This is a genomic window from Myroides sp. WP-1, assembly GCF_014145635.1.
Taxonomy (GTDB): Bacteria; Bacteroidota; Bacteroidia; order Flavobacteriales; family Flavobacteriaceae; genus Flavobacterium.
On the sequence record NZ_JACHTC010000005.1, the window covers coordinates 1 to 16,676 of the forward strand.

Genomic DNA, 16,676 nt, shown 5'->3' on the forward strand with positions numbered 1-16,676 from the left:
AAAACCCACATAGGTTCCATAAATAAAATCTCCTAGTTTTCTTTTCGAGACATTGATTTCTAAAGGAGGTAACCACTCCAACATACTAAGAAAAGCTCCACATGTTTCACATACTTTTGCGACTCCTGTTTGATAATTCATTTCCCTTTGTTCTCCATAGGCAAATTCTGAATTCTCGAATAAATTATTTTTTATTATAAAATAGGGCATCATCATTCTATTAAATTAACGTTTGGTATTCTATTTTTCAGCCAAGGTTGTTGATGGAGATTATGAAGGTATCTATCAAATTGTATAGGTGTTGCTGAAGGATTACTTTGAAGCCATTTAACAACTGTTGCATCATATTCCCTATGCCAAGTTTGATATCCTCTATGAGACGCATCATCTGAAGCTTTATAAATATATTTAGCATTCATTCTGCTATAATCAAATGCATTCTTCAAGGTAGGGTGGTTATTTAAAACTCTTGTTATTCTATTCCCTAGTAAATGATGAGCTTGTCCGGTAGCTATCGTACTTTTCCCACCCCCACCAACGGTAATTTCATCTAAAACCGTATTGGGAATAGTAAGTGGACCTCCCTGAATACCACCATCGACTACCGATAAAGGTACAACTTTTGTTGTACTATTTTTCACTTGATTGGTATAGTTCAAATCGGGAACGCTCTTTGCGTTTGTGGCAGTACTGAGATTTACTTCCGTTTCTTGCGAGACAACACCTGCGGGGTTGATCGTTACAGGCAGTGGATGTGCGATAGGTGCAGCACCTGTCCAAAAGTTTCGTCCATTCAATAGGGCAAGTATACCGTTAGAGAGGCCTCCTAATACACCTCCGAACCCAACACTGGTATAAAAATCTTTTGCAGAGATCATGGGATCGCCTAAATAGAAGGAATTACCTAAAGAAGTTATCCCCACTTGAGTTGCTGTTCCAATGATACCAGATCCCATTCCTGCGAGAGCTCCTCCAGCAGCACCTCCCATTAACCCAAAAGCCACACCACCAGTAAGCATTGCTACTGCTCCTCCTGTTGCTCCGATACCAAAGGCTAGGAGTCCGTCCTTATCCATTTTAAAACCGTGGATGCCCCAGTTAATCACTCCTCCAACTACAGCCGCTATAATAATTGGCACAAAGAGGAGTTCTCCATCCTGATCAATATAGACTAACGGGTTATTCCACACATAGCCGTAGCGATTAAAATTTTGCGTGTAAGTGATGTCTTGTACAAAATTATCTGGTGCTAAGAAGCGATGCACCGTTGGATCGTATAAACGTCCATTCATTTGCACTAAAGACACCCCTTGCAAATGCTCATGCCCCGTGAATCCTCTGTCTAAAACGGTCAATCGGTTGCGCTCATTTCCTTGCCCATCTTCGGCAATTACCAAATTTCCCCAAGCGTCAAAATGGCGCTTTTCAACCAGCTCTCCTCTTGCATTGGAAATCGCCAAAATGCTACCTAAATAATCTCGATGAAAAAAATGGTGTACCAAGCGATTATCTCCTTTCTCCATTTTGGCTATTACTGTTGCGGAATACGCATCGCCATCGAGATAGAAAACGAGGTCGATTTGATCTGCCTCAATATCGTAATTAACCTCAATGGATCCATCGGCTGAATAGTAGCGTCTAAAAGGACTCTGTTCCTTACTTGCGGCCAAATCTCCGTGGTACATCACACTCCTTTGATTCAGCGGATTATAATCAAAGTAGATATTTTCCTTTCCCTCTTCTTTAATCCAAACTGGTTTTTTAAAAGCATTGTACAGGACTTGCTGTGTAGGATGTACTTGACCATACGCATGAGCTTCGGGATTTAAATCAATTGAAGCTACTTGATACGAACTTTCGCTAGGATATTTGTATGTTCCGATTTCATTGCTGAGAATACGTCCTTTGCTATCATACTCTTGGGTTTCTTGGATACCTTCTCTATTGGTGAAGGAAGTCACTCGATCTAACTGATCGTAAGTAAATGTTTCCGTTCGATTGAACATTCCATTTGTTCTACTCAACAGATTTCCTCTTTGAACATCGAATTGATTCGTTAATTGATACAAATCTATACTGTGAAAGTCTTTTAGTTTATGTCGTATCAAATAGCCATAAGCATCGTAGGTATTGTTAATTTTCAATCCGTTTCCCAGTTCGATTTGGGTTAATTGACCATAGGCATTAGCCTCTACTTTGGTAATTAGTTTTAAACCAGTGGCAACATCAACTACCTCACTGTGAAAGCCATTTTTATACTGATGACTGATCTTAGTTTCCTTTGTTCTTCCGTGGGTTTGTACTCCTATAGTTTCTTCGAATTCCCTTCCGAACGCATTAAAAGTCAACTGTTTGATAAACGTCGCCACTGGAGTTGTTTCTGTTGTTTTGATCAATCGATGCAAGGTATCATACACATAATCATAGGTATAACGATCGTCATTTACTGTTGCGGTTATGTTGTCAAGTAGTTTGCTCCCTTCCGCATAGGTATAGGTGATTTGCGTATTGGTTTGCTCACCTGTTGTGTTTTTTTGGATGAGTTTCCCTACTGGATCCAGAGTAATTGTCGTTATTCCTTTAGGGGTTGTTTCTTTAATTAGCTCCCCTAACGCATTATACTCATAGGTATACGTTCCTGCAGAAGGGTCAATTAACTTGGTTTTTCTTCCCCAACCATCTTGTTCTAGAGACACAACAGCTCCATCATACGCGGTTGATTTTAAATTGCCATTGGAGAAATACGCATAGTTAATTTCACCTCCTGCATCTTTTCTAGTCACAACATCACCTGCGGAATTGATTCTTGTTTCTTTGATCGACACTCCATCATCAACTTTTGTAGTGGTAACGGTATAGGTTGTTGAAATGGTTTTGTCTTTGCTGCTTGTTGTTTTATATACTCTACCTCGTTTGTCATATTCTATAGTATTCCACAACGGCAAAATTGTCCTATCATAGGGTTCACTTTCTTTAATCAAACGATTAAAGACATCGTATTCAAAAGACTTCCAAACCAAGTCATTTCGAATATCAATAAAAGCACTTTGCGTCTTATTTCCACGCGTATCGTATGTTTCTCTCTGCCATCCACCTTCTCCATCTTGGGTTGTAATTTCAAAACCCTGATCCGTTTTAACGTACTCTGTTTGAGTTGTTTTTCCGAGAAAATTTGTTACTCCCGTGGGTTGTCCCCAATTGTTATAGGTATATGTTGTTGTACGTCCAAATACGTCTGTTGTTTCAGTTAAGAGTCCTCGAAAACTTTGGTATTTATAGGTTGTTTTCAACCCCTCAACATCTGTTTCTTCTGTCAGAAAACGTCCAAAATATCCATATTTATACCCTTGTTTACGTTCGGGTAAATCGCCTGCTTTAACGATTTTCTCAACTACATTACCATACGTATCATATCTGTTTTTTTCAACGATAGAATCCGAAGTATTATTTCCTTTTTTAATCGCTAGTATTACTCTTCCTTTATCATCATAGCCATAGCGTTCTTCTGTTGTAAATTCCTCTTCTCCTGTTCGGATTTGCGTTTGTTTAGACGCTGTAATGCGACTTCTGAAATAATTGGCTTCTGTATCGTTACTATAAGCATATGTTATTGCTGTTGTTTCTGTTTTATCCGTAATTGTACGAGGACCACTTGGTTTTGCTACGGCCAAATTGCGTTTGTACACTGAAGACTCCTGTACAATATCATTAAAGGCATTGTAGGTATTGGTCGTTTCCTTTATGAAAGAATCAGCAATCGCCATTCCTTCCATCACTTGATTCACTACCTTAGTCAGTTGAGGAATAAATACCTTATCTGCGGTAACCTGTGTATGATAGGTATAATTTGTAATGGTTTCGTATGCTTTAACAGCAGTAATTCCGCTAGGAGATGGTTCTTCTATAAACGCTTGCCATTGATTACCTGTAATCACACTTTCTCTCTTCAACAACCCTCTGTTTTGCACTTCCATTTCTTGGATCTTCTTAAACATATTTTCTGTTGTGTCGTACCAATTGGTGCGTACAACTCCTTTAAAACCTAAAAATCCAAGTCCCTGAAGATCTATAACAGGCGATGCGTAAGCGAAGGTTTGTTTAAGTGCTGTAGCTTGATTATTTGTTACTTGTATCGACGTAACGAGATAAGTATTGAGTAAAGTATTGGGTTCTATCAAGGGATATTTTTCCTTAACAGTCGAGTACTTCATAAAAGAAGGGAAATCTGTTTGATCTTCTGGATTTTCATTTTTCACCCCATATTGTCCATACGTTAGGTGATAGGTGTCATCTCCTTGTTGAATGGAGGTAATCAATCTGTTTTTGGCTTGATTATACCGGTATTCAAACGTATACATCCCTTGGTTAATGAATAGCCCCATTCGAAAACTATTGGTGGTATAAGCCACTTTACTAAAAGGAGATAGGTAAATAGGAATGGGAATGTATTGAATCGCTTCGTCTTCTGATTGAATGGGCTTAAATACCGAATCAGTAGAATAGGCATCTATTACAGCAGCCGTATTAAAAACGGAATTCCCTTCATTTTTGACAAAATCAATCATAAAGAGCGTACCTCCCTTTTTAAACCCTTCGTGATCTTTGGGAACAACGAAATATCGAAATTCGATCATATCTGTTTTCCCGTCGTTATTAAAGTCCGCCGCAATGTGATTGACATATTCTAAAACGGGAAAATTGTTGTTGTAGTGATCCGTAGTTACATAATCTTTGAAAGTATAAAATCCTCCTTTTACTTCTACTCGTTCAAATCCAGTTCCTGTGCAATAAAATATCCAATTAGCCCCTCCCTCTGCAGATAGCATGACATCTGTTTTTCCATCGCCATTAAAATCTCCTACATGAACTTGATTACCTATGCGAATATGCGTGTTTTCATAGTCAAACACTTGGGTAAACGCTGTTCCTGTATAAGTATACAGTGTCATTTTTGTATCGTTCATGACTAAGACATCCGTCTTACTACTACCTAAAAAATTACCTGTAACTACTTTGGTGTCTTCCTTGTAATCTCTTATAAATCCCGAATCCGTAGGTTGTGTTGTATTTTCATTTAAATCGAGTAAATAAGCATCCCCTCCAGGTAGATTGATTTCTTCATAACTTATGGATTGCGTAGTACAATTAGGTATTCTAAAATCAGCTGGTTTTTGAATTGCTAAAATATCGGTTAGTCCATCACCATTAAAGTCTCCACTGTAATAGTCATTAGGCAATGTAAAGTCATAGGATTGATGACAATTTTCTGGTGTAGGCTGAATTTTAAACCTAGGAAAATTATAACTTCGAGTAAATTCACTTTTGATCATTCCGTCCATCAATGATCGAGCTTGAAAAACATAGCCTGATATTTCCAGCCATCCTTCATAAGATAAAACTTCGTTAGTGGTACTTTTTAACTGAATGGGATAAACCGCATCGAAAACTGCGCCAGTACCAACATTGTGGTGTGCATACGTTCCCTCTTGTTCAGCTGAAGAATAGTATACCCAATATTCTTTACGATCTTTTTTATAGACTAAATAGTCTAAACTGCCATCGCCGTCAAAATCACCACTAATTGCTCCAAACTTATTCGCTGTTACATCTCCTTGTAGATTTGTGGGAATTTCACGTTGTAATACTGTCGTGTTTTCAGATTCGCTTTCTTCTTTATAGCTTAAAAGAATAGGTTGTAATTCTTTTGTATCAAATCCATTGTATTCTTTAATGCTCTTCAACAACTTAAAATGTAAAGGTGTTGTTAAGTAGTCTAAAAAGTATCTTCTAAATAATACACCTTCACTTTTTACTTCTATTTGACTGAGGTAATCTAAGTTTTCAAATTTTTCGCCACCTACATAAAAAGTTTGCTGACCAGCCTCCAACGTTTGATAGACAAATTCAATTTCATTTTCATATGCTGCATAAATGGGATCAAGAGTTGTTGAGAATTGTTGCAAATCTCCTTCTTCTATAGTAGGTAAAAAATCGCGAATACGCGAAACATATTGAATTGAAGAAATCAACTGCATACCTCCTCTTTCGATATAGTGATACACTATTTTATTTTTGGAAGGATCCTGAGTACTGCTAATTGCAAAGGCTAACTTTGAACGAGAATCAGCTGTTGCTCCATATAGAGAAATACTTCCATCTGGATGTTGCACTTTAAAATAAGCAGGACCATACTTAACGCCATACGGAGAAACGCCATGAGAGGTAATTTTCAAATTGGAGTAGCGTTCGGTTTGATATTCTGCTCCATCTCCACCATACGTTCCTGATTTCAAAAGCAAGCGTTGTCCATCTAAGGTAAATCGATCCGTTTCAGAAAAATTAACCCCACTTATTTCTCCATCATGATATTGGGTTGAGGCAATTCGATTAATTGTAGAAACGCCCGCAACAGCCCACCCTAATCCGACTACTCCGTTCCCTGCTTGACTATTATACACAAAACTGAGTTGAGGTGTTAAAGCATTTACTCCTTTTGCAACTTGAAGAGGAATCGTGTACAGAGCACCTCCTGTTGGTCCTACCTCTAATTGTCCCTCTGTTTTACCAATAGGCCATTCATCAGAAGGAAACGACTTGGAATCAATCCTTTCCTCTATTGGTTGTCCATAACACATTAAGGTTGTTAGTATATAAAACAGCCATAGAATATTGTTATACTTCATTTCCCTACTGTTTTATGATTGTACCATTTTCTTTCGTTCCATCAGCATACTGTACAACCATAAAATAAGTCCCCTTAGGTAAGGCTCTTACATCAAATTGGGTTTGTTCCTTTGCAAGCAAATTTTCATTCTTGCGAATCACTTGATAATTGGAGGTATACAAAAAAATCGCAGTAACCTCTTTAACTGTCCTATCCCATAGAATAAACAACACCTCTTGGACGGGATTAGGATAATACTTTAGTTTCGATTTCTCTTTCTGTGCTGTTTCCTTCAATAAGGGTCCTTTATTGATATTTTCCAATAAGGAACGAGAAGTACTACTGTCTTCTACCACTCCTCTATAAATCTGATTCCCTGCTCTATCATAATCAAACACAAGTTGTTCTGGTACAGTTTGCGAAGTTGCATACCACGGAAAAAGAAGTACTAGTAGTTTTACGTTATTCTTCATATCATAATTTTTGGTTAATTATTTAACAAAAACAACAATTAATGCACCAAAAAAATGATAGTACTTTACCAAACTAACTATTCAAATAGATATGTTTGAATAGTTAAATAAAAAGCTAAACAATTAACAATCAAACCTTATATCACCTATTGTCCCCATTGAAAAAGAAGAATAAAAATTCTCAATACATCCTGTTCGCCTATTTAGTTTTGCTCACAGGATATAAACAAAAAAGAGCGCCCCTTAGGACGCTCTTTTGCTATGATTTAGTATGCTTTAATATTGATTTGAATTGCGTTGTGGTTCTTTAGCAACGGGCCATTGTTGCTGTTCTCCTTGGTCATTTGTTGGTAAAACAACCTTTTCTCTAGATACTAATTCCTCTTCTTCACTGGCTTTATAAGCTAAAATAGCCAAGAGAATCGCATTATTTTGAACATCGTCAAATACAATTTTATCTGCTGTATCTCTATTGGTATGCCAGGTATAATTTCCATATCCCCAGCTTAGTGAGCTCATCATAAATCCGGGGATATCCTTACTAACAAAAGACACGTGATCGGATCCACCTCCTGATGGAGAACCTGGGTAATGTGTTTTAAGATCCTTTTTATAAGTCTCTGGTACAGCGGATAACCATCTGCCTAAAAAATCATACGCATGTAAAAATCCTTGTCCTGCAATATTGGCGATACGTCCAGTTCCGTTATCTTGGTTGAAGACCACCTGAATCTTATTTAGCAATTCGGGATGATCCGCGACAAAAGCACGAGAACCGTTTAGCCCTTGTTCTTCACTTCCCCAGTTTCCGATTAAGATAGTACGTTTAGGATTAGGTAAAACCGTTTTTAGGATACGAGCAGCTTCCATCATAGTAATAATTCCCGTTCCGTTATCTGTTGCTCCCGTTCCGCCATCCCAACTATCTAGGTGAGCGGATAAAATTACATATTCGTCTGCTTTTCCTGTTCCTTTTAATTCAGCGATGGTGTTATACGTTTGTGTGGTTCCCAGATTCTTCGATTGTACATTTACGTTGATTCGCGGTGCTTTTCCTCCTTCGGCTAAACGATATAAAAGTCCATAATCTTCTAGGGCAATATCAATGGTTGGTACTTGTGTGGTTTGTGCGCCAAAGATGCGATTCGCCCCCATAATTCCCGTCCAATAAGACATGACCACTCCTGCTGCTCCAGCTTCTTCTAGTACTTTAGGCAATTCTTTTACTGTATATCCTGTATTTTCAATGCGTTGATTCCACGCTTTTTCCGTTGCTACTTTGTCTTTTTTATAGCGCTCATAGGAAGCGTCGGTAGCGTATTCTTTCCATTGATACTCAGGGCGTCCACTCGGTGGCAACTGAGAGATCATCACGTATTTTCCCTTTACAGTAGGCAACCAGGCTTGAAAATCAGCCGAACTTTTAGCATCTACTAATACAATTACTTCTCCTTCAACTCCATTTTTCTTTGTAGCTGGACTCCAAGCTAATTGTGTTCCCTCTAACGATTTAATACGGGGAGCAGTCATCGTAATTTGTGAAGTTCCTCTTTCCCAAGATTTCCATGTTCCATAGGCTTCATTACGCGCTTCCAATCCCATTTGTTCATACGTGTTTTTTACCCAATTGTGCGCTTGCATCATTTGTGGTGTTCCTACTAAACGCGGTCCTATAACATCTAACAATTCAAAAGCATATGTTTGAAGTTGAGAATTTGAGGTTCCCTCCTTTACAATAGCATCTATAATGGGGTCTTGTTGTTGTGCAATACTTAAACTACTCGTAATAAGAGCTATCCCCAATAAACTATGCTTGAGGGTTTGATTAATTGTTGTGGTAAACTTCATTTTTTTTGGTTTTCGTTTGTTTATGGCAAAATACTCGAATATCTACTGACACACAACATTTTTATCGGATAAACCAAATAAAAAAATAGGCGGGATAATCCCGCCTATCTCAACCAAATTAACACATTCACTTCATGAAATGACTTTACGTCATCTCGACTTACTTTATTTTTGTGCTCTTGCTTCTACTCTAAAGGTTTTAACTGTCGTGTATACACGTTGAAACATATCTTTTGTTCTCACCTCAACCTGATGACTCCCCACACTTAAATTTGCTGGAATTCGCGCACTCCATAAATGGGGACTATTTACTGGATTTGATGGTCTTTTCCCGTCAACAAGGGTTTCGGATAAATCGTATTTTTGCACTTTGGCGTACAGCGCAGGATCCAGTGTCACTTCTCGATTCATCTTCTTCCATTCTTGTTGATCAATACGGTATTCTACCTCATCAAATTCAGTTCCCATAAATATATTGGCATAGACATATGAATTCCCACCTTTTTTATCTGCTACGACTTGGGGTAAAAACACTTCCATGCGGTAATCTTCTGATTTTCCAGCTACTTTATAATCCAACTCATAGGTATTATCCTTGACTGATAATATAGCGTATCCCTTAGGAGTACCATCTCGCATGGTCGCTACAGGTACATTTTCTTTATTATATTCTCCAGAATACCAATCTCCAGAAGTGGTTCCTACGTTATATTCGTGAAGTAATTTAGCCTTATTCCACCCCTGTTCTTTTCCGTAGAATTGATGGGTTTGTGTATGCATATGAGCTGATAATAATAAAACGTTGTCAAATTCTGCCAATACATCCAATAGTTCTTGTCTTGCTTTAGCCTCAAAGTGTTTCTCCTCCCCCACATATAAAGGAATATGGAAGGAAACAACGATTAAACGATCTTTATCTACTAGTTTTAAGTTGTTTCGCACAAAGTCCAATTGATCTTTTCGAAATCCTCCCCAATATCCTTTTTGCGTAATAGGATGTGGATATAGAACATCATCCAATACAATGAAATGCGCTTTTCCGTAATTAAAAGCATAATTAGCTGGTCCAAAATTGCGCTCAAAGGTTTCGTCTGAATGAATATCTTCTGTTGCATCGTAATTCATATCGTGATTTCCCAATACATTATACCATGGCAATCCAATCTCTTTCATGACTTCCTTGTAAGGTTGATGTAAACTTAGATCATCACCTACAATATCTCCTAAACTAATTCCAAAAGAAATACCTGCTGTTCGCTCCTTTGCTTCGTCGACAATTGCTCTTTTGTAATATTCCATTTCAGCCATTGTATAAGGTTGTGGATCACCAAAAACAAAGGCTTTAAACTCATTGCTCTCTTCTTGTGGAAGTAACCCAAAGTTGACTTCCTTTGGCAATTTCCCCGTTGGCTCTATTCCTTTATACTTCAAGTGTTTGGGAGATCCTTTTGGCTTGTGCATATAATAATAGCGCGGTAAATTATATTCATCCAATAAAAAACCATAACCCGCAGGCTTGATGACAAAAATAGGATTGTCATCAGACAAGGGCAATTCATATTTACCTTGTGCATCGGTCAAAACGACTTCTGTTCCATTGCTTACGGCTACATTGGCTAATGGTCGTTCTTTTTTTTCTCTTTTGCCATTAGCGTTGGCATCCTCAAAGACATAGCCAATTACTTTCGTTTGAGCCCCTACAACCAAAGAAGTTAAAAGGGCAATACTTACTACAATATTTTTCATTTTTATGTTTATAACTTAATTAATCGATCTGATATTTTAGCTGCAGAAACGTAGTTCCACGAAACGATAGGTTCTCCTAATTGAACGGGTGATTGCCCATACCAAGGTGATTCTTTCCCTGTCAATTGCAACTCATCCGACTCTATTTGTACGTGCGCCCACAATGGATCTTTGTAATATCCCATATTGCGTAAATAAGGGTATTTACTATAAGCTTCTTGTGAAAATGACGTATTATTATAAGGTTCCCCTAGCCATCGATATACGGCACTGTTAATTTGTACATAGTGAATTTCATTGATTACATTGGTATAATCCATATGATGATGTCCTGAAAACACTACTTTCACCTTGGTAAATCCTGCTTTTTTATTGCAATTATCCAATAAGATACGCACCGCTTCTCTATTGTGAACCCCATTGTGATCCAATCCTTGGTGGATAAATACAATGGTAGGCAATGATGTGCTATTGATGTCATATTCTAACCATTCTAATTGTTGCTTGTGGAAATAGGATGGATAGCGAACCCCTTCGTTACCAGGTATTTTCCCATTACCATCTAACACAACAAAGTGATAACCTTTGCGATCAAAGCTGTAATAATTTTGTTTTAGGGAAAAGAAATCCATTATTTGTTCTAAGGATTTACCTTCGTCAAATTCGTGATTTCCAATCACGTGAAAGGTATCCCCTTGAAAAGAATTCCAAATATCTAAAATGATTTGATTCTCCTTTTTAGGAACACAAAAATCCCCCAGTTGAATGATAAAATCTACTTTTTTTCGATTCATTTCATCTACAAAAGCTTGCAATCGCATTGGAGCATCAAAAGTCAAATCCTGATGTAAATCGGTAATAATTCCAAAGCTCAACGTCTCTTTTTTCTTTGCTCCTTCTACCGTATTAGCCTGAATATCAAAAGGAATAGCTGTAGCTAAAGTTCCTAAAGCAACGGCTCTTAAAAATTCACTTCTTTTCATTACTAATTAATCCACCAAATTTTTGAATCCATTTTATCTCCTCCTATACGTTGACTTGCTTCGGAATAATTCGTAGGATTATATACTTTTTGATCCGAATGATAGAGTAAGCGATACGGCATTTTCCCTTCATTTAACATAGAAGAAGTTGTTGGTAATACAGGGAATCCAGTACGTCTATATTCAGCCCATTGTTGGAAATCTGTAAAGTAGAGTGAGATGTATTTTTGCAACATAATTTGCGCCAAACTACCGTCGTATTTTACTATATCTTGTTCTAAATAAGTACCTTCAGCGGGTTTTCCAGTTACGAATAAAATAGCACTTTTTATTCCATTGATATAGTATTGCTCCGCCTGACCGCTATTGTAATAACCGCGTTGGGCTAATTCCGCTTTAATGAATTCCACCTCTGCATGCATTAGGATAGGAATACTCATAGGAGCAACCACTTGTTTATTATTCATATATGAAGGAGAAAATTTAAATTGAGAATTATCTCCTACATAAGCACTTGGTATTCCAACATATCCGATTGGTTTTCCCTCTAGGTCTTTCGCTTCTGTAGCATATACTCCAATACGAGGATCTTTCAACGCGTTGAGATGGTCAATAAAAAAAGCAGAGGCTGACTGATTGGTAGAGAAATCTAGCGCTCTTGACCAAGGTGATAAATTAGGGGTAATTCCTGTTACCTTTAAAGCTGCACTTTGTGTAAAATCACTAATGATGGGGTATTTATCTTCTTGGCTCAACATCGTAACCATTTCTCCAAACGCTTGTGGATATACATTAGAGATTCTCAACAACAAACGCAAGCGAAGTGAATTGGTAAATCGCTGCCAATTTTTAGTATTGTTGTCAAATAAAATCTCTTTTCCGTATAACATGGGATTCGTGTGATTATACAGGGCGTTAGCCTTTTCTAGATCTTGCAACAACGTCATGTAAATCTCTTGCTGGGTATCGTATTTGGGTTTAAGCCCACCTTCATCTCCTTTAGAAGCCTCTGAAAAAGGGATGTCTCCAAATGAATCGGTTAGGTTAGAATACACCCAAGCGCGTAAAGTTAAACCAATGGCTTTATAATTAGCATCGTTGGGATTCGCTTCTGACACGGCTAACATTTCACGGATATTCTTCGCCCATTTATAACTGGCATTCCACTGAGAATTTCCTGTATTATCTAAAATTTCATAGCGGTGTTTTCCTCCATAAAAACTGGGATAAGGCAATTTTACCTGCATGAGTTCTGCTGTGATATCATAGTAATTTCTCACGTTGTTATTTGCCATGTTATAGATAACCTCATTCAATAAGGTACCCGGACTAATTTGATCAATTAAATTGGGATCTGTATTAACTTCTTCAAAATTTTCTGTACAAGAGAGAAAAAAGAAAACTGAAGCAACTAAGTAAATTATTCTTTTCATGTGTGTTGATGCGTATTAAAATTCTACTTTTAAATTAAATCCATACGAAGCGGTAGAAGGCATTTGCCCTGTTTCCATTCCGGGAACAATGACACTTCCATTCATGGTTGCTGCTTCTGGATCATAAATTGGGAAATCGGTAAATGTTTTTAAATCGCGTCCATATACAGTTAGTGTCAAACTTTCTAATCCGATGCGTTTCAATTGTTTCTTCGCAAAAGAATATGACAACGAGATTTCTCTAATTTTCAAGAAAGAAGCATCAAAGGTATTGGACTCGACATTTTGGTATTCATAGTATTTTCTATAGTAATTATCTACGCGAATTGGCGTTGTATTAGGTGAGTAAGTTCCATCGGCATTTAACACCACTCCTTCCCCTATTAATTCTCCTGCTTCACGTCCATTCAGTGTATGTTTCAATTGTCCTGCTTCTGTGGCTTTGTGGTGTGTATGAGAATAAATCTTTCCTCCATATTGACCATCAATTGTAAATCCAAAATTCCAATTCTTATATTTGAAATTATTGACTAATCCCGCTTTCCATTTTGGAGCTACATCACCAATATACTCTGGGTCAGCTCCTAATACAGGAACACCATTATTATATACTATTTGTCCTTCTGGGTTGCGGACAAATTTTCGCCCATATAAAGCTGTTGTTGTTCCTCCCACCTTCGCAATTAATCGTCCATTAACTACTGTTGCCAAAACTTGTTCTTCTAAGTTATCTTTTAACTCTAGTACTTCGTTTTTATTTGTAGACCAGTTGGCAGAGACATTCCATGAAAAATCAGTATTCTTTATTGGCGTTCCATGTAGCACCAACTCCACTCCTTTGTTTCTCACCTTTCCGGCATTGATAACCTGAGAACTAAATCCTTCAGCTATATCCATTGGCAAGACTAAAATCTGATTCTTTGTATCTGAGTTATAGAAAGTCACATCAAATCCCAATCGATTTTGCAACATCTTCATTTCCACTCCTGTTTCCCAACTGGAGGTAATCTCGGGTCTTAAATTTGCATTGTACAACGTGCTTGGCATAACAGCCGAACTTGGAAAATTACTTTGTGCATAATATTTGGATACTTGATATGGATCTGTATCACTTCCTACTTTTGCAAAGGATACTCTGTATTTCAAATAATCAATCGTTTCAGGTAAAACAAACATATCTGATAGAATAGCACTTGCACTTACCGAAGGGTAGAAATACGAATTATTTCCGCTTGGTAGTGTACTAGACCAGTCGTTTCTTGCAGTTACATCCACGAATAAGAAGTTGTTGTACCCCACCGTCATCATTCCATAGGTGCTGTTTACTTTTTTCAAGGCATCAGACGTATTGACAATCGGATTATTCACGCCATTAGACAACTTATACACTCCTGGTACCACTAAAGCATCCACAGATGTTCTGACATTTCGATGGGTATATGACATATGGTTTGCTCCTACCATGACTTGATAATCTAATGCTTCTGAAATTTTATCCTTGTACGTCAATAAGAAATCGGCATTTATTTCTCTACTAGATATATCTTGACGAGCATAGAATCCTTCTGCATGGCGTTTACTTGAGAAGCCGCGTTTGGTCTCTCTGAATTGAGTGAGGTTATTAATGGCTAAACGCCCCATAAAGTCCAATTTATCTGTCAGTTTAACCTCAGCTTTTGCGTTTCCGATAAACTGACTGCTATCTAGAGTATTTTGATCGACATTTGTAATAAAATAAGGATTACTAGACCAAGGTGAAAAAGGGTTTAACTGTTCTCGATCTTCTTTTCCATTTTTCCACATGGGTTTATACCAATTAACATCTACGTTGGGCAATAAGAACATCATGAAATAAGCCAATGACCCGTTATTATATCCCAAAACGGGTAAGTTATCACTCTTCCTGTTGTTGTAATTCATCACTGTGGATAATTTAACGCGATCTGAAATCTGGTAATTTCCATTGAATGAAGCCCCGTATTTTTTATACCCCGTATTGGGAACAATCCACTTATTATCTGTGTGTGAAATATTCAATCGCATGGATCCTTTGTCGTTTCCACCTTGAAAAGCGATAGCATTATTAACCGTTACTCCTGTTTCAAAGAAATCTTTTCTGTTGTTTTTATAAGGCCTCCATAAAGTACGTTCTGGAGTTTGTCCTTGAGTAGCAGGGTCATATTGATAAAAATATTGATCTTGAAATTTAGGTCCCCAAGCTTCTGGGTGATTTCCAGTATCTGGGCCATCAGCTGAATTTCCAAAAGAGTAGTATGGATTTCCATTCTTGTCAAAATACCCTCCTGATCCTTGTCCATATTCATATTGATAATCGGGCCACTTATTAATTACATCAAAAGCTATTGAGCTATTATAAGCAATGCCAAAACGATCGTTTTTCTTTCCTGATTTTGTCGTGATGATTAAAGCACCATTTGCTGCTCTAGAACCGTATAATGCCGCAGCTGTTGGTCCTTTTAAAACCGTTACACTTTCAATATCATCTTGATTCAAATCAGAAATAGCATTTCCATTATCTACGGGAGAATCATTTCCAAAAGCTGCGGTATTATACCCATTGGAATTAATTTCTTGATCCATCGGCACTCCATCAATAACGATTAACGCGTAGTTTTTGCTAGCGTCTAAAGAGGTATTTCCCCTCAATTGAATGCGTTGAGAATTAATTGGTCCCGTTCCTCCTGATGCAATATTCAATCCGGCTACTTTTCCCTTTAATCCACTCGACCAGTTATTAGCTACTGCAGTAGATAACTTTTCCGCATTAACCGTCTCTTGCGCATACCCTAAACGCTTCTCCTCTCGTTTGATTCCCAATGCGGTTACCACTACCTCATCTAAACTCGTCTGATCATCTTGTAAAACAATGTTTAAATTTTGTGCAGCTCTAACCACTTGTGTTTTATAACCTATAAATGAAATCTCTAAATCATCTACCCCTAGATTAACCGTTATACTAAATGCTCCATTGATATCTGTAGCAACTCCTTTATTGGTTCCCTTAATCACAACAGTAGCCCCAGGAATAGTGAAACCATCTTTATCTTTCACCACTCCTTTAATCTGTTGATAATTTTGTTGTTCTTTCACTGAAATCGTAGTACCTGAGATCTGATATGTAAGTCCATATTCACTTGAAACCTCATCAAGTACATCCGTAATTTTTCTGTCTTTTACGGCTATAGCAATTTTTTTATTGGTTTTCAATACATCGTCAGAAGCTACAACTGTATAATTGGTTTGTTTTTTAACGTCTTCAAATACTTCCTCAATGGACAATCCATCTACATAAGAAGGAAGAGACTTCTCGTCTTTTTGTGCGTGTACACTCAGACTGAACGTACTGCTCAACGTTAGGACATACATCCATGTTGGGTAGGATTTACTCCTACGTTTTACTAATTTTCGGTACATTTTATTATCTTTGGTTTTTAGTTAATCAATATTCTTTTGATAATTAATGGAATACACCTGTTTATAGCTGCAACTATAAGCAGGTTTTTTTATT

Annotated in this window: 8 protein-coding genes; all 8 read right to left on the reverse strand. The window is 37.5% G+C overall.

All coding sequences use genetic code 11. The features are described 5' to 3' along the window. The coding region (locus tag H4K33_RS06430) for a hypothetical protein (RefSeq protein ID WP_182647649.1) at nucleotides 1-210 on the reverse strand (210 nt) is incomplete at its 3' end. A gap of 2 nt (nucleotides 211-212) precedes the next feature. Beyond that, nucleotides 213-6,683: an RHS repeat-associated core domain-containing protein gene (locus tag H4K33_RS06435; protein WP_182647650.1), complete on the reverse strand. Its 6,471-nt coding sequence runs from the start codon at nucleotides 6,681-6,683 to the stop codon at nucleotides 213-215. Nucleotides 6,684-6,687: 4 nt separating this feature from the next. Further along, nucleotides 6,688-7,137, reverse strand: coding sequence for a T9SS type A sorting domain-containing protein (locus H4K33_RS06440; protein ID WP_182647651.1), 450 nt, complete (start codon nucleotides 7,135-7,137; stop codon nucleotides 6,688-6,690). 276 nt (nucleotides 7,138-7,413) lie between these two features. Continuing rightward, complete coding sequence (locus H4K33_RS06445) at nucleotides 7,414-8,985, reverse strand: M20/M25/M40 family metallo-hydrolase (RefSeq protein WP_182647652.1); 1,572 nt, start codon at nucleotides 8,983-8,985, stop codon at nucleotides 7,414-7,416. Between the two features lie 165 nt (nucleotides 8,986-9,150). Next, nucleotides 9,151-10,731: a calcineurin-like phosphoesterase family protein gene (locus H4K33_RS06450; protein WP_182647653.1), complete on the reverse strand. Its 1,581-nt coding sequence runs from the start codon at nucleotides 10,729-10,731 to the stop codon at nucleotides 9,151-9,153. A gap of 8 nt (nucleotides 10,732-10,739) precedes the next feature. Continuing rightward, nucleotides 10,740-11,714 (reverse strand): metallophosphoesterase, encoded by a 975-nt coding sequence (locus tag H4K33_RS06455; protein WP_182647654.1) that lies wholly within the window; start codon nucleotides 11,712-11,714, stop codon nucleotides 10,740-10,742. A 2-nt stretch (nucleotides 11,715-11,716) separates the two neighbouring features. Continuing rightward, nucleotides 11,717-13,147 (reverse strand): SusD/RagB family nutrient-binding outer membrane lipoprotein, encoded by a 1,431-nt coding sequence (locus H4K33_RS06460; RefSeq protein WP_182647655.1) that lies wholly within the window; start codon nucleotides 13,145-13,147, stop codon nucleotides 11,717-11,719. Between the two features lie 15 nt (nucleotides 13,148-13,162). Continuing rightward, nucleotides 13,163-16,582 (reverse strand): SusC/RagA family TonB-linked outer membrane protein, encoded by a 3,420-nt coding sequence (locus H4K33_RS06465; RefSeq protein ID WP_182647656.1) that lies wholly within the window; start codon nucleotides 16,580-16,582, stop codon nucleotides 13,163-13,165. Nucleotides 16,583-16,676 lie beyond the last annotated feature (94 nt).